Consider the following 18,896-nt stretch of genomic DNA (forward strand, 5'->3'; position numbering starts at 1 on the left):
GCCATGTCTTCGGGGGCCGTGTCCGACGGCGGCACGCCGGTGGAGCCCCGGAACCCCCGGCAGAACCCCGTCGCCGGCTTCGGTGTGACCTTCCGGAACATCTTCAGGAAGCGCTTCACCGAGCAGTATCCGGAGGAGAAGAAGCCGACCGCCCCTCGCTTCCACGGCCGCCACCAGCTCAACCGACACCCGGACGGGCTGGAGAAGTGCATCGGCTGCGAGCTGTGCGCGTGGGCCTGCCCGGCCGACGCCATCTACGTGGAGGGCGCGGACAACACCGACGAGGAGCGCTACTCCCCGGGCGAGCGGTATGGCCGGGTGTACCAGATCAACTACCTGCGCTGCATCCTGTGCGGGCTGTGCGTCGAGGCGTGCCCGACCCGGGCGTTGACCATGACCAACGAGTACGAGCTCGCCGACCGGACCCGCGCCTCGCTCATCTACACCAAGGAAGAGCTGCTGGTGGGGCTGGACGAGGGGATGGTCGACACCCCGCACGCCATCTTCCCGGGCATGGACGAGCAGGACTACTACCGGGGCCTGGTCTCCGAGGCCGCCCCCGGCACCCGGCGCCAGGTCGCGGTCTCCAAGGGCGAGCGGCCCGAGGGCCTGTCGGCGGAGCAGTCGGAGGAACAGGGGGCGGGAGCGTGAACCTCGCCGCGACCACGACCACCTCCACCGGCGAGGCCGTCCAGTTCTGGATCCTGGCGGTCGTCGCGGTGGCCGGCGCGTTGTGCACCGTGCTGATGAGGAAGGCCGTGCACAGCGCCCTGTCGCTGGCCGGGACGATGATCATCCTGGCGGTCTTCTACCTGGCCAACGGGGCGTACTTCCTCGGTGTCGTCCAGATCGTCGTCTACACCGGCGCGATCATGATGCTCTTCCTGTTCGTGGTGATGCTGGTCGGCGTCACGGCCGCGGACTCGCTGAAGGAGACGATCAAGGGGCAGCGATGGCTCGCCGCCACCTGCGGCCTCGGCTTCGGCATCCTGCTCTGCGCCGGCATCGGCAACGCCTCGCTGAACTCCTTCAACGGCCTCGGCCAGGCCAACTCCGGCGGCAACGTCGAGGGCCTGGCCGAACTGATCTTCACCAGGTACGTCTTCGCCTTCGAGATCACCGGCGCGCTGCTGATCACGGCGGCGGTCGGCGCGATGGTGCTGACCCACCGCGAGCGCACGGAGCGCGCCCGCACCCAGCGCGAGCTGTCCGAGCAGCGGGTGCGTCGCGGCACCCAGCTCCCGCCGCTGCCCGCGCCCGGCGTCTACGCCCGGCACAACGCGGTCGACATCCCCGGACTGCTCCCCGACGGCACCACCGCCGAGCTCTCGGTCAACCGCACGCTGCGCGCCCGCGGCCAGATCCGGGACGTCTCCGCCGAGTCGCTGGCCGCGCTGGCGGCCCTGGAGCGGCGGGCCATCGACTGGCGGCAGCAGAAGGCCGAGGGCGGGGCCGCGCGGCCCGGCGGCGCGGAGCGTCCGCCCGGCCCGCGCGACGGCGACTCGGAGGAGCCCGCGAACTCCGCCAACTCCAACTCCGGGGGTGCGGCCCAGTGAATCCGGTCAACTACCTCTACCTGGCCGCGCTGTTGTTCACCATCGGTGCCGCCGGGGTGCTGCTCCGGCGGAACGCGATCATCTTGTTCATGTGCGTGGAGCTGATGCTCAACGCCTGCAACCTCGCGTTCGTCACCTTCTCCCGGATGCACGGCAACCTCGACGGCCAGATCGTGGCCTTCTTCACGATGGTGGTCGCCGCGGCCGAGGTCGTGGTCGGCCTCGCCATCATCGTGACGGTCTTCCGCACCCGCCACTCGGCCTCGGTCGATGACGCCAGCCTGATGAAGCTCTAGAAGGGTCGCGTTCACGTGGAGAACCTCATCGGATTGCTCGTCGCGGCCCCGCTGCTCGGCGCGGCCGTGCTGCTGTGCGGCGGCCGGAGACTGGACCGCACGGGGCACTGGATCGGCTGCGCGTTCGCGGCCGTCTCCTTTGCGATCGGCGTGGTGCTCTTCGCCGACCTGCTCGGCCGCGACGAGCACGACCGGACGCTGCACACCACGGTGTACAGCTGGATCCCGGTCGACGGCTTCCAGGCGGACGTCGGCTTCCAACTCGACCAGCTGTCGATGACCTTCGTGCTGCTGATCACCGGTGTGGGGACGCTGATCCACATCTACTCGATCGGCTACATGGAGCACGACGAGCGCCGCCGCCGCTTCTTCGGCTACCTCAACCTCTTCCTCGCGGCGATGCTGCTGCTCGTCCTCGCCGACAACTACCTGCTGCTGTACGTGGGATGGGAGGGCGTCGGCCTCGCCTCGTACCTGCTCATCGGGTTCTGGCAGCACAAGCCCTCGGCGGCCACCGCGGCCAAGAAGGCGTTCATCGTCAACCGGGTGGGCGACGTCGGTCTGTCCATCGCGATCATGCTGATGTTCACCACCTTCGGCACCTTCGCCTTCGCCCCGGTGCTCTCCTCGGCCGAGCAGGCCGGCGAGGGCAAGCTGACCGCGATCGGGCTGATGCTGCTGCTGGCCGCCTGTGGCAAGTCGGCGCAGGTGCCGCTGCAGTCCTGGCTCGGGGACGCGATGGAGGGCCCCACCCCGGTCTCGGCCCTCATCCACGCCGCGACCATGGTCACCGCCGGCGTCTACCTCATCACCCGCTCCGGCGCGATCTTCAACGCGGCGCCCGACGCTCAGACCGCGGTGGTCACGGTGGGCGCGGTGACGCTGCTCTTCGGTGCGATCGTCGGTTGCGCCAAGGACGACATCAAGAAGGCGCTGGCCGGCTCGACCATGTCGCAGATCGGCTACATGATCCTGGCCGCCGGGCTCGGACCGATCGGCTACGCCTTCGCCATCATGCACCTGGTCACCCACGGCTTCTTCAAGGCCGGGCTGTTCCTCGGCGCCGGATCGGTGATGCACGGCATGAACGACGAGGTCGACATGCGGAAGTACGGCGGCCTGCGGACGTATCTGCCGATCACCTTCGTCACCTTCGGCCTCGGCTACCTCGCCATCATCGGCTTCCCGGGGCTGTCCGGCTTCTGGTCCAAGGACAAGATCATCGAGGCGGCCTTCGCCAAGGGCGGCACCGAGGGCTGGATCCTGGGCGCGGCGACACTGCTGGGCGCGGCCATCACCGCGTACTACATGACCCGCGTCATGCTGCTGACCTTCTTCGGCGAGCGGCGCTGGGACCCGGCGGAGCACCACCCGCACGAGGCCCCGAAGTCCATGACCATCCCGATGATCATGCTCGCCTTCGGCTCCGTCTTCGCGGGTGGGCTGTTCAGCCTCAACGACGCGTTCGTGACCTGGCTGGAGCCGGTCACCGGGTACAGCCACGGGGACTCCCCGCTCAGCGCCGCCACCGTCACCGGCGCCACCATGGTGGTGCTGGCGATCGGCGTGGCCTTCGCCTGGGCGCAGTACGGGCGGCGCCCGGTGCCGCGCACCGCGCCGCGCGGCAGCCTGCTCACCCGGGCGGCCCGTCGCGATCTGCTGCAGGACGACTTCAACCACGTCGTCCTGGTCAAGCCCGGCGAGTACCTCACCCGCGGTCTGGTCTATGTGGACCACACCCTGGTCGACGGCGTCGTCAACGGCACCGCGGCCGGCGTCGGCGGCCTCTCCGGGCGGCTGCGACGGCTCCAGAACGGCTACGCCCGCTCATACGCGGTCTCGATGTTCGGCGGTACGGCGGTGCTCATCGCCGCGACCCTGCTGATGAGGGCGGTCTGAGTTATGTCATTTCCCCTGCTGACGGCCATGGCCGCGGTGCCCGCGATCGGAGCGGTCGTCACCGCCGCCGTGCCCGCCGCCAAGCGCTCCGCGGCCAAGTGGACCGCGCTGCTCTTCTCGCTGGCCACCCTGGCGTTGGCCGCGGTGGCGCTGGTCCGCTTCGAACCCGGCGGCGCGCAGTACCAGCTCACCGAGTCGCACGCCTGGATCGAGGACTTCGGCGTGCGGTACGAGCTGGGGGTGGACGGCATCGCGGTGGTGCTCGTCGCGCTGACCGCCGTGCTCATCCCCTTCGTCATCCTGGCCGGCTGGCACGACGCCGACCCGCTGGAGAGCGACGGCGGCTCCGGGGCGGGGCGGCCGGACCGCCGCTGGCGCCCCACCCAGGGGTTCTTCGCGCTGATCCTGATGGTCGAGGCGATGGTGGTGATCTCCTTCGAGGCCACCGACGTCTTCCTCTTCTACATCTTCTTCGAAGCCATGCTCATCCCGATGTACTTCCTCATCGGCGGCTTCGGAGACCGGGCCGGCGGCCGGTCCGCGGAGGAGTCGGCCACCCAGCGCTCCTACGCCGCGGTGAAGTTCCTGCTCTACAACCTGGCGGGCGGCCTGATCATGCTGGCCGCCGTGGTGGGGCTGTACGCGGTGACCGCGGACGACCTCGGCACCGGCACGTTCTCGCTCCAGCAGATCGCCGAGGCGCGCGCCGACGGCCGACTCGACTTCGCCACCGGCACCGAGCGGCTGCTCTTCCTCGGCTTCTTCTTCGCCTTCGCGGTCAAGGCGCCGCTGTGGCCGCTGCACACCTGGCTGCCCAACGCGATGGGCGAGTCGACCGCCCCCATCGCCGTCCTGATCACGGCGGTCGTCGACAAGGTCGGCACCTTCGCGATGCTCCGCTACTGCCTCCAGCTGTTCCCGGAGGCCAGCACCTGGGCCACACCGGTGATCCTCGTACTGGCGGTGATCAGCATCATCTACGGCGCGCTGCTGGCCGTCGGGCAGCGCGACATCAAGCGTCTGATCGCCTACGCGTCGATCTCGCACTTCGGCTTCATCATCCTGGGCATCTTCGTGATGACCAGCCAGGGCCAGGGCGGCGCGACCCTCTACATGGTCAACCACGGGGTGTCGACGGCGGCGTTGATGCTCGTGGCCGGGTTCCTGATCACGCGGCGCGGCTCGCGTCTGATCGCGGACTACGGCGGGGTGCAGAAGGTGGCCCCGGTGCTCGCCGGCACCTTTCTGATCGGCGGCCTGGCCACCCTCTCGCTGCCCGGACTGGCCCCCTTCATCAGTGAGTTCCTGGTGCTGGTGGGCACGTTCAGCCGCTATCCGGCGCTCGGTGTCATCGCCAGCGCGGGGATCATCCTCGCGGCGCTCTATGTGCTGGTGCTCTACCAGCGGACCATGACCGGCCCGGTCAGGGACGAGGTGCGCGGGATGCCCGACCTGCGGCCCCGTGAACTCGTGGTGGTGGCGCCGCTGATCGCGTTGCTGATCTTCCTCGGCGTCTACCCGAAGCCGGTCACCGACATCGTCGACCCGGCCGTGGACCACACGCTGTCGGTGGTGGACGAGAAGGACCCCGAACCGGATCACCCCGTCACGGTCGACGCGGGCTGGTTCGGCTATCGCCCGCAGGGCGACCACGCTTCCGGAGGTGCCAAGTGACCAGCGCTTCGCTTGTCCACAGCCTGTGGACGACGGCGGCGGAACGGCCGGACAAGATCCCGTCGCCGGACATCGAGTACGGCCAGCTGTCCCCGACGCTGATCGTCCTCGGTGCCGCGCTGGTCGGCGTCCTCATCGAGGCGCTGCTGCCGCGCCGGCACCGCTACGCCGCCCAGTTGTTCACCTCCGTGGTGGCGCTGGCCGCCGCCTTCGCGGCCGTCCTGGGCCTGGCGGTGGGTGACTACGGCACCACCGAGGCCGGGGTCGCCGCGATGGGCGCCATCGCCGTCGACGGCCCCGCGCTCTTCCTCCAGGGGACCGTTCTGCTGGTCGCGCTGGTGGCGGTGTTCACCTTCGCCGAGCGGCGGTTGGACCCCGTGGAGCACGGCAACCGGGTCGACTCCTTCGCCGCGCAGGGGGCCGCGGTGCCGGGCGGCGAGGCCGAACAGGCCGCGGTCAAGGCCGGGTTCACCACCACGGAGGTCTTCCCGCTGCTGCTGTTCGCGGTGGGCGGGATGCTCATCTTCCCCGCGGCCAACGACCTGTTGACGCTCTTCGTGGCGCTGGAGGTCTTCTCCCTGCCGCTGTACATCCTGTGTGCGCTCGCCCGCCGGCACCGGCTGCTCTCCCAGGAGGCCGCGGTCAAGTACTTCCTGCTGGGTGCCTTCTCCTCCGCCTTCCTGCTCTTCGGTATCGCACTGCTGTACGGCTACGCGGGCACCGTCGGCTACGCGGGCATCGCGGACGTCGTCGACGGCGAGGTGACCCGACTCGACCCGGCGCTGGCCCAGACCATGGGCAACGACGCGCTGCTGCTGATCGGCGGCGCCATGGTGCTGATGGGTCTGCTGTTCAAGATCGGCGCCGTGCCCTTCCACATGTGGACGCCCGACGTCTACCAGGGCGCCCCCACCCCCGTCACCGGCTTCATGGCGTCGGCCACCAAGGTCGCCGCCTTCGGAGCGCTGCTGCGGCTGCTGTACGTGGTGCTGCCGGGGCTGCGCTGGGACTGGCGTCCGGTCATGTGGGGGGTGGCCATCCTCACCATGCTGGGCGGCGCGATCGTCGCGGTCACCCAGACCGATGTGAAGCGGCTGCTGGCCTACTCCTCGATCGCCCACGCCGGCTTCATCCTGGCGGGCGTCATCGCCACCACCCCCGACGGCATCTCCTCGGCCCTCTTCTACCTCGCCGCCTACTCCTTCGTGACGCTCGGCGCGTTCGCCGTGGTCACCCTGGTGCGCGACGCGGGCGGCGAGGCCACGCACCTGTCGAAGTGGGCCGGGCTGGGCCGACGCTCCCCGCTGGTGGCCGCCGTGTTCGCGGTCTTCCTCCTGGCCTTCGCGGGCATCCCGCTCACCAGCGGCTTCGCCGGCAAGTTCGCGGTCTTCAAGGCGGCGGCGGAGGGCGGCGCGGGCGCCCTGGTGGTGGTCGGCGTCGTCTCCTCCGCCATCGCCGCCTTCTTCTACATCCGCGTGATCGTCCTGATGTTCTTCAGCGAGCCTCGGGCCGACGGTCCGTCGGTCGCCGTGCCCAGCGCGCTGACCTCGTCCGCGATCGCCGTGGGCGTCGTGGTGACCCTGGTCCTGGGCGTCGCCCCGCAGTACTTCCTGGATCTCGCGAGCAGCGCCGGGGTCTTCGTCCGCTGAGCCGTTGGAGTGCGAGTGCTGCGCCAGCCGAGGGTATTAGTAGGCAGATAGTAAAGATGCTCGGCGTGCCCTTCCGATACATGCCTAGGAGCGCGTGTTAACGCCTCCCACGCTTCGGAACAGGCAAGGAGCATCGAATGAGATCCGAAGTTACGAGCATGGCCCTGCGCCGCGGCCGCCCGGCCGCCCGCCTGGCGGTCCCTCTGGCCGTCATAGCAGCAGGGGCGATGTTCCCTGCGGCCGCGTCGGCCGCTCCGGCGGCCGACGACGGTTATGGCCACCACCGCTGCGAAGCCGTCGACACCACCAGCAGGGAGTGGGGTGAGTTCCTCGGCGTCATCGTGGACGACGACGTGTTCGTCGGAACTCGCCATGGCCACGACGACCACGGCGACCACCACGGCGACGACCACGGCACTCGTGGCGACGACCACGGCGACGACCACGGTGACCACTACGGCGACGACCACGGCAGTCGTGGCGACGACCACGGTGACCACTACGGCGACGACCACGGTGACCACCACGGCGACGGTCGCGAGCACGATGACGGTGACAGCCACGGGGACGACCGTGGCGACAGTCACCGCGCCTATGCCCTTCTCCATGACCACGAGGAGGGGAGCGGCCACGACCACGGTAAGAACGGCCATGACGGCAAGAGCGACGACCACGGCCGCGACTGGGTGCGTTGGCACAAGCTCTGGGACAAGGGGATCAAGGGGACGCCCTGCGACATCGACCTCAGCCTGAAGTCGGATCACAAGCTGCGGGTCGCCGTGATCACGACGCATGAGAAGCTCTTTGAGACCCATTGTCGGATCGAGCACAAGCCCCTGCGCCTGAAGTGCCACGACCACTGGAAGCAGATCGAGGGCAAGACCTTCGAGGGCCCCAGGTGAGTGAGTGTCGTGGTGAGTGAGCGGTAGCGGTTCCGGCCGTACGCCGGGTCGGGTGCGCCAGTGTCGGCGCCCCCGCACCCGGCGTGTCCGGGTCAGCCCAGGTCGAGCCCGGTCGGCACGTCCAGGTCCGTCGGCACATCCAGGTCCGTCGGGATGTCCAGGTCCGTCGGCATCCCGGTCGGCATCCCGGTGGGCATGCCGCTCGGGGCCGCGGACTTGGTGAAGGTGCTCTTCTTGCCGGACGCCCAGGCGATGGTGAGCGTCTTGCCGTCGGCGCTCTCGACCGTCCCCTTGGTGTAGTCGCTGGCGCCGTCCTTGCAGGTGAAGTTGAGCGTCACCGGCTTGGACTCGTCCGCGACCGTGCCGGTGCAGGAGGTCTTGCCGAAGAGCATCGCGGTCTTCTCCGCGACGGACAGGATCAGCAGACCGTCGTCGGCGTGGGTGGCGTCCGTGGTCCAGCCGCCCCGGAGGTCGGCGGCCGTGACGTCCGCGCCTCCGCCGTTCTCACCCGTCGGCGCGCCGGACTGCTGCCCGCCGACGGGGTCCTTCTTCTTCTTGCCACCGTCGTCACTGCTGGAACAACCGGTCACCAGCACAGCGGCGATCAGCGCCGCCCCCGTGATCTGTGCTGCCTTGCGCACGTTCTCTTCTCCCTCGGTTCGTGAGCGGGAACACGTCAAGGTAGCAGCAGTGGTGGGATTCAGTCAGTCGCCGGAACGACCCGACCGAGCACCTCGCCGAGGCCCACGCGCACCCCGTCCGGCCCCGGCGCCCAGGCGGTCAGCCGCACCTCGTCGCCGTCCTCCAGGAAGGTCCGCTTCCCGTCGGGGAGTTCCAGCGGGTCGCGGCCGGACCAGGTCAGCTCCAGCAGACAGCCGCGCTGCTCGGGGAGCGGGCCGCTGACGGTGCCGGAGCCGTAGAGGTCGCCGGTGCGCAGCGAGGCGCCGTTGACCGTCATATGGGCCAGTTGCTGCGCGGCCGTCCAGTACATGGTGGAGAAGGGCGGATGCGCCACCGGGTGGCCGTTGATGGCGATCTCGAGGTGGATGTCGAGCCCGCCCGGTTCGTCGGCGGAGTCGTCGAGGTAGGGCAGCATCGGCTCGTCCCGCTCCGGAGGGCTGGTGCGGGCGGCGTCGAAGGCGTCCAACGGGGTGATCCAGGCCGACACGGAGGTGGCGAAGGACTTGCCGAGGAACGGGCCGAGCGGGCGGTACTCCCAGCTCTGGACGTCCCGCGCGGACCAGTCGTTGAGGAGGCACACGCCGAAGACGTGCTCACGGAAGGCGGTCAGCGGGACGCGCTCGCCGAGGGTGGTGGGCGTGCCGACCACGAAGCCGACCTCGGCCTCGATGTCCAGCCGCTGGGTGGGGCCGAACACCGGGGACGTCTCGGAGAAGGGCAGTCGCTGGCCGAGCGGGCGGACCACGGGGGTCCCGGAGACCACCACCGTCCCGGCCCGGCCGTGGTAACCGATGGGCAGGTGCTTCCAGTTGGGGGTCAGCGCCTCGCCGTCCGGGCGGAACATCCGACCGACGTTGGTGGCGTGGTGTTCGCTGGCGTAGAAGTCGACGTAGTCGGCGACCTCGAACGGCAGGTACAGGGCGACCTCGTCCAGCGGGCGCAGCAGCGGCTCGGTGGTCGCGCGGTGCGCCGGGTCGGTGAGCCAGGCGCGCAGTTGGGCGCGCACCTCGCGCCAGACCGGGCGGCCGGCGGCGAGCAGCGGGTTCAGCAGGGGCCGGCTGAGCAGCTCGGCGTGGGGCGAGCCGTGGGCGGCGGCCGCGGCGCCGGCGTCCAGCACATGGTCGCCGTAGCGGACTCCGATCCGCCGCTCCGTGGAACCGTCGGTACTGAACACGCCGTACGGGAGGTTGTGCGGCCCGAAGGGGTGGTCCTGGGGCAGGTCGAGCGGGCTCTGTCGCGGCATGGGGCTGCCTCGCCTTCTCCTCGTGGCCGGGGTGGCCGAATGGCCGGGTGCCTATGGAAGTGACGTACCGGATGTGGGGGCCGGCCACAGACTACGACGCGGCGACGCCCGGGTGACCTGTGGTGACTGGAGACTAAAGAGATGGCAATGTCCCGATAGTCCTTGCTGGAATCTGACATTCCCAAGTAGCGTCCTTAGTCGGGTCACGCTCAGTGGGGGGGCCACTGCGCTGGAGTGACCGAGGGGGACTGGTGGCGAGCAGCCAGGTGCCGTTCACGGCGGACCGGACCGTGCCCAGCCTGATCGTGAAGATCGGTGACTACCCGTTGCACCACGGCGGGGTCGGGGCGATCCGCAGCCTCGGCCGGCTCGGCATCCCGATGTACGCCATCACCGAGGACCGCTGGACCCCCGCCGCCGTCTCGCGCTATCTGGAGCGGGCCTTCGTCTGGCCGACCACCGGCACCGAACGGCCGGAGCAGCTGGTGGAGGGCCTGCTGCGGGTGGGTCGGCGCATCGGGCGGCCGGCGGTTCTCATCCCCACCGACGAGGAGGCGGCGGTCCTGGTCGCGGAGTACTCCGTGGAGTTGGCCGACCACTTCCTCATCCCCCGGGTCGACCCCGGGCTGCCGCGCCGGCTGGCCAGCAAGCAGGGGCTGTACGAGCTGTGCGTGGAGCACGGGGTGCCGTCCCCGGAGGCGGTCTGCCCCGGCTCGTACGCCGAGATAGCGGAGTTCGCGGCCGACGCCACCTTCCCGTTGGTGGCCAAGAACCGGGCGGCGTTCGAGCGCCGCCGGCAGCCGGCCGTCGGCGGCACCACCCGGATCGAGGGTCCGCGCGAGCTGCTCGCCCTGGCCCGCACCTGGGGGCCGCGACCCGGCGTGATCCTGCAGGAGTATCTGCCGCGTGAGCACGCCGAGGACTGGGTCGTGCACGCCTACTTCGACGCCGAGTCCACCCCGCTCGCCCTGTTCACCGGCGTGAAGGTGCGCTCCTGGCCGCCGCACGCGGGCATGACCGCGTGCGCGTACGTGGTGGACAACCCGGAACTGGCCGAGATGGCGGCGCAGTTCATCAAGCGGATCGGCTTCAGCGGGATCGTCGACCTCGACTGGCGCTTCGACCGCCGCGACGGCCGGTACAAGCTGCTCGACTTCAATCCCCGTATGGGCGCGCAGTTCCGGCTCTTCGAGAACGAGGCCGGCATCGACGTGGTGCGGGCCCAGCACCTGGACCTGACCGGGCGCAAGGTCCCCGAGGCCGACCAGCGGGACGGCCACCGCTTCACGGTCGAGAACATCGACCTGCCGGCCATGCTGGCCTATCGACGCAGCGGTTACACCACCCCGCACGCGCCGGCGCGCGCCACCGGCACGGAGTTGGCCTGGCTGGCGCGCGACGACCTGAAGCCGTTCTTCACCATGCTCGCGCGGTTTGTCCGGCCGGGAGCGAGGCATCTGTACGAAATGTGGCGCGCCAGAAGGCTGTGACCCCACGCTGGAGGGGCCAGCGGCTTCGGGCGCGAGTCTGTGACGGAAACCGTCCTGGGGAGGGGACTCGTGAGCGATCCGGTAGCTGTCATCGGGGCCGGTCCATTCGGCCTGTCGACCGCCGCCCATCTGCGGGCGCGCGGCATCCCGGTCCGCGTCTTCGGTGCGCCGATGGTGAGCTGGCGCTCCCATATGCCGGCCGGGATGCTGCTGAAGTCGACGCCGGCCGCCTCCAGTATCGACGCGCCGCAGCCCGGGCACACGCTGCTCGACTACTGCCTGCAGACCGGAGGGGTGCGGTACGAGTCGGACTGGGACATCATCCCGGTCGAGACCTTCGCGGCCTACGGACTGTGGTTCCAGGAGCGGCTGGTGCCGGAGCTGGAGCAGGTGCGGGTGGTCTCGGTGGACCGGCCCGGCGGGCGGGGCGGCCGCTTCGAGCTGAAGTTGGACTCGGGCGAGGAGTGCGCGGCGCGGGCCGTCGTGGTCGCCACCGGGCTGACCGGGCTCGCCCATCTGCCCCCCGAGCTGGCCGCCATGGCGCCGGACGGTCCCTCGCCCACGGGCCCCGTCTCGCACAGCTCGCAACACCGTGACCTGCGGCGCTTCGCCGGGCGCGAGGTCGTGGTGGTGGGCGCCGGGCAGTCGGCCCTGGAGAGCGCGGTGCTGCTGGCCGAGGCGGGCGCGACGGTGCGGGTGGTGGCGCGCCGGCACGGCGCGGTCGCCTTCGGCGCGCCGCCGGACCGGCAGCCGCGGCTGCGGCCCGAGTCGCCGTTCGGCCGGGCCTGGTCGCTGTACGCGTTCTCGTACCACGCGGAGGCGTTCCGGCATCTGCCGGCGCCCGCCCGACAGTTCCTGGTGCGGCGGGTGCTGGGGCCGCTCGGCGCCTGGTGGCTGCGGGAGCGCTTCGCGGGCAAGGTGCGGGTCACCGCCGGCGTGAAGATCACGCGGGCCGAGGTCGAGGACGGTCGGCCGGTGCTGCGGCTCGGTGGCGGCGGCCGGGTCGGCGAGGTCTCCGGCGACCATGTGCTGGCCGCCACCGGATACCGGATGGATCTCTCCGCGCTCGGCTTCCTCGGCCCGGAACTGCGCACCCGGGTGGCGGTGAGCGCGGGCGGGCCGCGGCTGGACGCCGGGTACGGCTCGTCGGTGCCTGGGCTGTACTTCACCGGACTGCCGGCCGCGGCGAGCTTCGGCCCGATCATGCGCTTCGTGTGCGGGACCGAGTACGCCTCGCCCCGACTGGCGAGGGCGGTGGCGGCCGCGCACGGCTGAGCGAGCGGCGATGCGCGGGTGATGTGGGCCACACCGGAAACCAGGGGTGGAAGCCCGTCTACGCGGTAGCGGAAGTGAGAGGGCGCACAAGCCGGGAAGGCGCCCACGATGATCGATCCTCGACCGGATACGCTGCCTTTTAGTGGAGACAGCGACACATCGACATTCCGCGTGATCGTAGGCAGACAGGAGTACCCCTCGTGACCGTCGTCGGGCCCTTCGGGCTGAGCGTGCGGGACCAGACTCTGGAAGCCGACATCCAGGCCGGACTGGCGGCCGTGGAAGAGGGCCTGCTGGAGGCCACCAAGAGCGACGTCCCGTTCATCACGGACGCCGCCCAGCACCTGGTTCGGGCGGGTGGCAAGCGGTTCCGGCCGCTGCTGGTGATGCTGGCGGCGCAGTTCGGCGACCCGCACGCGCCGGGGGTGGTCCCCTCGGCCGTGGTGGTGGAGCTCACGCACCTGGCGACGCTGTACCACGACGACGTGATGGACGAGGCGGAGGTGCGCCGCGGCGTGCCCAGCGCCAACGCCCGCTGGGGCAACTCGCTGGCGGTGTTGACGGGCGACTTCCTGTTCGCCCGCGCCTCGCACATCCTCGCCGACCTGGGTCCGGAGGCGGTCCGGATCCAGGCCGAGGCGTTCGAGCGGCTGGTCACCGGCCAGATCCTGGAGACGGCCGGGCCGAGCGACGGGCGCGACCCGATCGACCACTATCTGGACGTGATCGCCGGCAAGACGGGCTCGCTGATCGCGGTCTCCGGGCGGTTCGGCGCCATGATGTCCGGCGCCGACGAGGCGATCGTCAACATCCTCACGCAGTACGGCGAGCGCCTGGGCACCGCCTTCCAGCTCGCCGACGACGTCCTCGACATCGCCAGCGACAGCCATGAGTCGGGCAAGACGCCGGGCACCGACCTGCGCGAGGGCATCCCCACGCTGCCGGTGCTGCGGCTGCGGGCCCAGGCCGAGGCGAGCGGCTCCGCCGAGGACCGCGAGCTGTGCCGGATGCTGGACGGCGACCTCACGGACGACGCCCTGCTCGCCGAGGTGCTGCGCCGGCTGCGCGTCCACCCGGCGCTGGAGCAGGCGCGGCGCGACACGGTGCGCTACGCGGCCGAGGCCCGCGCCATGCTGGCCCCGCTGCCCGCCGGTCCGGCCAAGGCCGCGCTGGAGGGCCTGTGTGACGCGGTGGTGCACCGCGCGGGCTGAGCCGCGACCCGGGGCACGGCCCCGGCGGTGCCGACCGGCCCCGGACACCCGCCGCCGCGCCGTTCCGGCCGGGGTGGCACCCGGCGTGCGACCGTCCGGGACACGCGTGTTGGGGCGCGTGCGACGGGGCTGAGCCCCCGCCGGATGCGTGTGCACGGCATCGGTCCGGTGTCCCCTAGGGGTTCCGCCGCGTGGTGACCCGGCCTCATACCGCAGCAGTACACGAAGTTGATCCCGCGGTCTGACGCGTAGGGCGGGCCCGTTTGGTGGGATGAAAGCACCACCACACGGCGGATCGGGCGACAATGGCCCGAGAGGTGGACGAGTGCAGAGCTGACAACCGCCGCCGACCACGGAGGTAGAGCACCCATGGCACGGATCCGACCGGCACAGGCCCCCGACGACGACTTCTGGGACGACGAGCGTCCCGTCCGACGTCACAAGGCCGTTCGGTACGCAGTCCCGGCCGCGATCGCCGGCGTGGCCGCGGCCACGATCGGGCTGGTCCCGGCGCTCGCCGACAGCGGGGACCCCGACCTGCCGAAGATTTCGGCCGAAGAGCTCATCAGCAAGATCGCCGCTTCGGACGCCCAGCGGCTGTCCGGTTCGGTGAAGATCACCACCGACCTCGGCCTCCCCTCGATGCCCGCGGGCATGAGCCTGGGCGGCGGGGCCTCGGACGACGGGGCGTCGGCCAGCCCCGAGTCCAAGCTCCCCGAGCTGGCGTCCGGCTCGCACACGCTGCGGGTGGCCGTCGACGGGCCGGAGCGACAGCGGGTGTCGATCCTCGAGGACGCCGCCGAGTACAGCCTGATCCACAACGCCGGCGAGGTGTGGGCGTACGACAGCGCCAGCAACACGGCCTACCACGCCAAGGCGCCCAAGGAGGCGGCCGACAAGGACGCCGAGGGCGAGCACGAGCTGCCCGAGGGCCTCCAGGACGCCACGCCCCAGGAGCTGGCCAAGCAGGCGCTGGCCGCCGTGGACGACACCACCGAGGTGTCGGTGGACGGCACCGCCAGGGTCGCCGGTCGCGACGCCTACCAGCTGCTCATCGAGCCCAAGCAGAGCGGCTCCACGATCGGTTCGGTGCGCATAGCCGTCGACGCGGACAACGGCGTGCCGCTGAAGCTCACCCTGAACCCGAAGAGCGGCGGCAAGGCGGTCGTCGATGTCGGCTTCACCAAGGTCGACTTCGGGAAGCCGGCGGCGAGCAGCTTCGAGTTCACCCCGCCCAAGGGCGCCAAGGTCACCGAGCAGGACGAGCTGGAGCGCGAGGCCGGGGCGGACGGGGCCGACGGCGCCTGGAGCAAGGACGCCGCGGCCGACTTCTCCGGGCTGAACGTGATCGGCGAGGGCTGGGGCTCCATCGCCGAACTCAAGCTCCCCGGCGGCGCCCCGGCCCTGCCCGACGACGCCGAGCTCTCGGGCGACGAGGGTGCCGCGGCCGACCTCTTCAGCGGCCTGGGCAGCAAGGTCAAGGGGGACTTCGGCTCCGGCACGGTGTTCAGCACCCGCCTGGTCAACGCCCTGATGACCGACGACGGCAAGGTGTTCGTCGGAGCCGTCGACAAGGACGCCCTGGTCGACGCCGCGAACGCCGCCAAGTAACACCGACGAACCGCGTGCGGCGGGGCGCGACCGGGCAGTCCCCGGCCGCGCCCCGCCGCGCCACGAACCGCACCACGACGAAGGAGAGCTCGTGGACCAGCCGTCCGTCGAGGACCCGCCCGTGGCGTCGACCGCCGCGGGCCGCGACGCCGCGGTCGAGACGCGCGGGCTCACCAAGCGGTACCGCGGGGGACAGCTCGCGGTCGACGCGCTGGACCTGTCCGTGCCCCGCGGCAGCGTCTTCGGGTTCCTCGGGCCCAACGGGTCGGGGAAGACGACCACCATCCGCATGCTGATGGGGCTCATCGAACCCAGCTCCGGCCGGGCGCGGCTGCTGGGCGAGCCGATGCCACGGGCCGCGCGCAGCGTGCTGCCCCGAGTCGGCGCCCTGATCGAGGGCCCGGCCCTGTACCCCTTCCTGAACGGCCGGGACAATCTGCTCCGGTTCGACGCCGCCGATCCCACGGCCGACCCGAGCACTCGGGCCGCGCGGGTCGCCGCGGCGCTGGACCGGGTCGGACTGGCGGCCGCGGCCCGGAAGAAGGCGCGCGCCTATTCGCTGGGGATGAAGCAGCGCCTGGGACTCGCCGCCGCTCTGCTGCAACCACGGGAACTCCTCATCCTCGACGAGCCGACCAACGGCCTGGACCCGCAGGGCATGCGGGAGATCCGCACCCTGGTGCGGGAGCTGGCCGACGACGGCACCACGGTCTTCCTCTCCTCCCATCTGCTGGACGAGATCGAGCAGGTGTGCACGCATGCGGCGGTCATGTCCCAGGGTCGGCTCATCACCCAGGGCACGGTCGCCGAGCTCGTGGCCGCCAGCCGCGGACGGCTGGGGGTCACCACCCCGGACCCGGCCGACGCGATCCGCGTCCTCAAGGAGCACGGCGTGACGGACCTGGTGGTCGTGGACGACCGGGTCACCGGGGAGCTGCCCACGGCGGACCCGCCGGACCTGGCGGACGTCAACGCCGCCCTGGTACGCGCCGGGGTGCGGGTGCGGGAATTCGGTACCGAACGGGCCTCGCTGGAGGACGCGTTCGTGGCACTGACGGGGGAGGGCTTCGATGTCGCGGGCTGAGTCACGGGCTGAGTCACGAGTGGGGGCGGGGGCTGAGTCGCGGGCTCGGTCGCGGGTCGATGTGGACGGAGCGGCGGCCGGGGCGGCCCGCCCACCGAAGACCGGCGGGGTCGTCGGCGGAGAGGCCGGCGGGCCGGGCGGTCGCGGCCCCTCGGGCCCCGCGCGGGTGCGCGCCAACCCCCTCTGGTCACTGGGGCTCTTCCGCAGCGAGTTGGGTGTGACCTTCCGGCGCTGGCGGACCCTGGCGCTGCTGGGCGTGCTCGCCGCCGTGCCGATACTGGTCGGCATCGCGGTGAAGATCGAGACCAGCGACGGCGGCACCATCGGCGGGGGCGGCGGGGGAGAGGGCGAGGGCCCGGCCTTCATCGCCCAGGTCACCAACAACGGTCTCTTCCTGGTCTTCGCCTCCCTCGCCGCGACGCTGCCGGTCTTCCTGCCGATGGCGATCGGCGTCATCGCGGGCGACTCCATCGCCGGTGAGGCCGGTGGCGGAACGCTGCGCTATCTGCTGGTGGCCCCCGCCGGCCGCACCCGGCTGCTGCTCGCCAAGTTCTTCTCGATTCTGGTCTTCTGCCTGGTCGCCACCTTGGTGGTGGCGGTCACCGCGCTGGCTGTCGGTGCCGCCTTCTTCCCACTGGGCGAGGTCACCCTGATCTCCGGCACCAGGGTCTCCTTCGGGGACGGACTGCTGCGGGCCATGGGCGTCGCGGGCGTCGTCGCCGCCTCACTGGTGGGCATCGCGGCGCTCGGCCTGTTCATCTCGACGCTCACCACCAGCGGCATCGCCGCCATGGCGGCGACCGTGGGACTGCTGATCACGGTGCAGATCGTGGACACCATCCCGCAGCTGCACGTCGTCCATCCCTACCTCTTCCCGCACTACTGGCTCAGCTTCGCCGACCTGCTGCGCGACCCCGTCTACTGGGACGAGGTGGTCAAGAACCTCAGCCTCCAGGGGCTGTACGCGGCGGTGTTCGGCTCCGCGGCCTGGGCGCGGTTCACGGCGCGGGACGTCAACAGCTGACCGGCCCGCGGCGCTACTGCACGCAGAACTCGTTGCCCTCGGGGTCGGTCAGCACGCTCCATTCGCCGCCCGGCTCCTTGACGTGTCGGACGAGCGTGGCGCCCAGCGCCTCCAGCCGTCTCACCTCGGCCTCCCGCTCGCCCGGTGCGCCGTGCAGGTCCAGGTGGAGCCGGTTCTTCACCGTCTTCGGCTCGGGTACCCGCTGGAAGAGGATGCGCCGTCCCAGACCGGTGCCGGTCTCCGCGTCGAACGGATCGTCCGGGTGCCGCACCGCCACCAGATCCCGCCAGGCGCGGCGCCCCTCGAACTCGGTGAGCAGGTCCTCGCTGATCGCGCCGTACCCCAGCAGGCGCTCGATCAGCGTGCTGTTGTCCTCCACCACATAGCCGAGCGCTTCCGCCCAGAAGACGGCCTGCCGGTGCGGGTCCGCCGCGTCGATCACAAGCTTCCAGTGCAGTGCCATCGCTTCCCCCGTCGGTCGGAGTGTCCGGTGCACCCCTGACCGGGGCACGTAACCAGTTATAGTGGTTACATGGTCGAGCATGCAATGGGTCTGGTCCTGCACTCACCCGAAGGGGTGCCCTATCACTTCGACCCGGGTGCCCTGTGCCTGGAGCTGTTGGTCACCGGCGGCCCCGCCGCCTTCGCCCGGTACGAGTCGCTGCACGAGCCCGCGGACCTGGTGGACTGGGTGACACGCAGCCGACTGCATCCGACGCCCGAGACGGTGGTGACCGCGGCCGACCTGACCGCCGCGCGCCGGTTGCGGGACGCGCTGTGGCGGCTGACCGCCGACCGGGCGCACGGGCGCGCCGTGAGCCCCGCCGACGTCGCGGTGGTCAACGAGGCCGCCGCGGCGGCGCCGCTGGCGCCCGTGCTCGTGGGCGATGCCGAGCGCGGCTGGGCGCGGCCCGCGACCGGTGCCCAGGTGCTGTCCACGGTGGCGCGCGACGCCGTCGAGCTGTTCTCCGGGCCGCACGCCCACCGCATACGCGAGTGCGGGGCCGATGACTGCTATCTGCTCTTCGTCGACACCTCGCGCCCCGGCCAGCGGCGCTGGTGCTCGATGCGGCGCTGTGGGAACCGGCACAAGGTGCGCGCCCTGCGCGCGCGCCACCACGGCGTGGACGACGCGACCGAGGAAGGGTGACCGAGGAAGTGCGGCCGGGGGACGGCGACCGTGGGAAGCACGCCCCGGGGAGGGTGACCGAGGGGGCGCGGCCGGGGGACCGGGGGAGGGTGACCGGGCTGGAACGACGCACGCCCGCGGCGCCCGGAGGTGCCGGGCGCCGCGGGCGTTC

The 18,896-nt window shown here is 71.3% G+C and carries 17 protein-coding genes; 14 read left to right on the forward strand and 3 right to left on the reverse strand.

What is annotated here, in order from left to right:
• The first annotated feature begins 3 nt into the window (after nucleotides 1–3).
• From nuoI to CD790_RS34350, 7 genes are all read left to right on the forward strand, one after another.
• Nucleotides 4–651 carry an NADH-quinone oxidoreductase subunit NuoI gene (nuoI, locus tag CD790_RS00405; RefSeq protein WP_144381814.1) on the forward strand — a complete coding sequence of 216 codons (648 nt, stop codon included), beginning with the start codon at nucleotides 4–6 and terminating at the stop codon, nucleotides 649–651.
• Complete coding sequence (locus CD790_RS00410; protein ID WP_144380881.1) at nucleotides 648–1,556, forward strand: NADH-quinone oxidoreductase subunit J; 909 nt, start codon at nucleotides 648–650, stop codon at nucleotides 1,554–1,556. Before nuoI ends, CD790_RS00410 begins: the two co-directional genes overlap by 4 nt.
• Complete coding sequence (gene nuoK, locus CD790_RS00415) at nucleotides 1,553–1,852, forward strand: NADH-quinone oxidoreductase subunit NuoK (protein ID WP_144380882.1); 300 nt, start codon at nucleotides 1,553–1,555, stop codon at nucleotides 1,850–1,852. The genes CD790_RS00410 and nuoK overlap by 4 nt, the downstream gene beginning before the upstream one ends.
• Before the next feature lie 15 nt (nucleotides 1,853–1,867).
• On the forward strand, nucleotides 1,868–3,751 hold the full coding sequence (nuoL, locus tag CD790_RS00420) for an NADH-quinone oxidoreductase subunit L (RefSeq protein ID WP_144380883.1): 1,884 nt from the start codon (nucleotides 1,868–1,870) through the stop codon (nucleotides 3,749–3,751).
• A gap of 3 nt (nucleotides 3,752–3,754) precedes the next feature.
• Nucleotides 3,755–5,425: an NADH-quinone oxidoreductase subunit M gene (locus CD790_RS00425; protein WP_144380884.1), complete on the forward strand. Its 1,671-nt coding sequence runs from the start codon at nucleotides 3,755–3,757 to the stop codon at nucleotides 5,423–5,425.
• Nucleotides 5,422–7,074, forward strand: a complete 1,653-nt coding sequence (nuoN, locus tag CD790_RS00430; protein WP_144380885.1) for an NADH-quinone oxidoreductase subunit NuoN — start codon at nucleotides 5,422–5,424, stop codon at nucleotides 7,072–7,074. The genes CD790_RS00425 and nuoN overlap by 4 nt, the downstream gene beginning before the upstream one ends.
• A 158-nt stretch (nucleotides 7,075–7,232) precedes the next feature.
• Nucleotides 7,233–7,976 (forward strand): hypothetical protein, encoded by a 744-nt coding sequence (locus CD790_RS34350; RefSeq protein WP_186318818.1) that lies wholly within the window; start codon nucleotides 7,233–7,235, stop codon nucleotides 7,974–7,976.
• 92 nt (nucleotides 7,977–8,068) lie between these two features.
• Here the strand turns inward: CD790_RS34350 and CD790_RS00440 are convergent, their stop codons facing one another.
• Nucleotides 8,069–8,617 (reverse strand): hypothetical protein, encoded by a 549-nt coding sequence (locus tag CD790_RS00440; RefSeq protein ID WP_144380886.1) that lies wholly within the window; start codon nucleotides 8,615–8,617, stop codon nucleotides 8,069–8,071.
• Nucleotides 8,618–8,676: 59 nt separating this feature from the next.
• Entirely contained in the window at nucleotides 8,677–9,900 is a 1,224-nt protein-coding gene (gene fahA, locus CD790_RS00445) for a fumarylacetoacetase (protein WP_144380887.1), read from the reverse strand.
• 251 nt (nucleotides 9,901–10,151) lie between these two features.
• Between fahA and CD790_RS00450 the strand changes: the two genes are divergently transcribed.
• The 6 genes from CD790_RS00450 to CD790_RS00475 all read left to right on the forward strand — a co-directional run bounded on the left by CD790_RS00450 (nucleotide 10,152) and on the right by CD790_RS00475 (nucleotide 17,595).
• Entirely contained in the window at nucleotides 10,152–11,390 is a 1,239-nt protein-coding gene (locus CD790_RS00450) for an ATP-grasp domain-containing protein (RefSeq protein WP_260867246.1), read from the forward strand.
• A 69-nt stretch (nucleotides 11,391–11,459) separates the two neighbouring features.
• Nucleotides 11,460–12,665 carry an FAD-dependent oxidoreductase gene (locus tag CD790_RS00455; RefSeq protein ID WP_144380888.1) on the forward strand — a complete coding sequence of 402 codons (1,206 nt, stop codon included), beginning with the start codon at nucleotides 11,460–11,462 and terminating at the stop codon, nucleotides 12,663–12,665.
• A gap of 200 nt (nucleotides 12,666–12,865) precedes the next feature.
• Complete coding sequence (locus CD790_RS00460) at nucleotides 12,866–13,876, forward strand: polyprenyl synthetase family protein (RefSeq protein WP_144380889.1); 1,011 nt, start codon at nucleotides 12,866–12,868, stop codon at nucleotides 13,874–13,876.
• Nucleotides 13,877–14,245: 369 nt separating this feature from the next.
• Nucleotides 14,246–15,487, forward strand: a complete 1,242-nt coding sequence (locus CD790_RS00465) for a sigma-E factor regulatory protein RseB domain-containing protein (RefSeq protein WP_144380890.1) — start codon at nucleotides 14,246–14,248, stop codon at nucleotides 15,485–15,487.
• A gap of 121 nt (nucleotides 15,488–15,608) precedes the next feature.
• Nucleotides 15,609–16,571, forward strand: a complete 963-nt coding sequence (locus CD790_RS00470) for an ABC transporter ATP-binding protein (protein WP_144381817.1) — start codon at nucleotides 15,609–15,611, stop codon at nucleotides 16,569–16,571.
• Nucleotides 16,558–17,595 (forward strand): ABC transporter permease, encoded by a 1,038-nt coding sequence (locus tag CD790_RS00475; RefSeq protein WP_144380891.1) that lies wholly within the window; start codon nucleotides 16,558–16,560, stop codon nucleotides 17,593–17,595. Before CD790_RS00470 ends, CD790_RS00475 begins: the two co-directional genes overlap by 14 nt.
• Before the next feature lie 13 nt (nucleotides 17,596–17,608).
• Here the strand turns inward: CD790_RS00475 and CD790_RS00480 are convergent, their stop codons facing one another.
• Nucleotides 17,609–18,058, reverse strand: a complete 450-nt coding sequence (locus CD790_RS00480; protein WP_144380892.1) for a VOC family protein — start codon at nucleotides 18,056–18,058, stop codon at nucleotides 17,609–17,611.
• A 69-nt stretch (nucleotides 18,059–18,127) separates the two neighbouring features.
• Between CD790_RS00480 and CD790_RS00485 the strand changes: the two genes are divergently transcribed.
• Nucleotides 18,128–18,745 carry an ABATE domain-containing protein gene (locus CD790_RS00485; protein ID WP_144380893.1) on the forward strand — a complete coding sequence of 206 codons (618 nt, stop codon included), beginning with the start codon at nucleotides 18,128–18,130 and terminating at the stop codon, nucleotides 18,743–18,745.
• Nucleotides 18,746–18,896 lie beyond the last annotated feature (151 nt).

This window comes from Streptomyces sp. SAJ15, from assembly GCF_007595705.1.
In the GTDB taxonomy this organism is placed as follows: Bacteria; Actinomycetota; Actinomycetes; order Streptomycetales; family Streptomycetaceae; genus Streptomyces.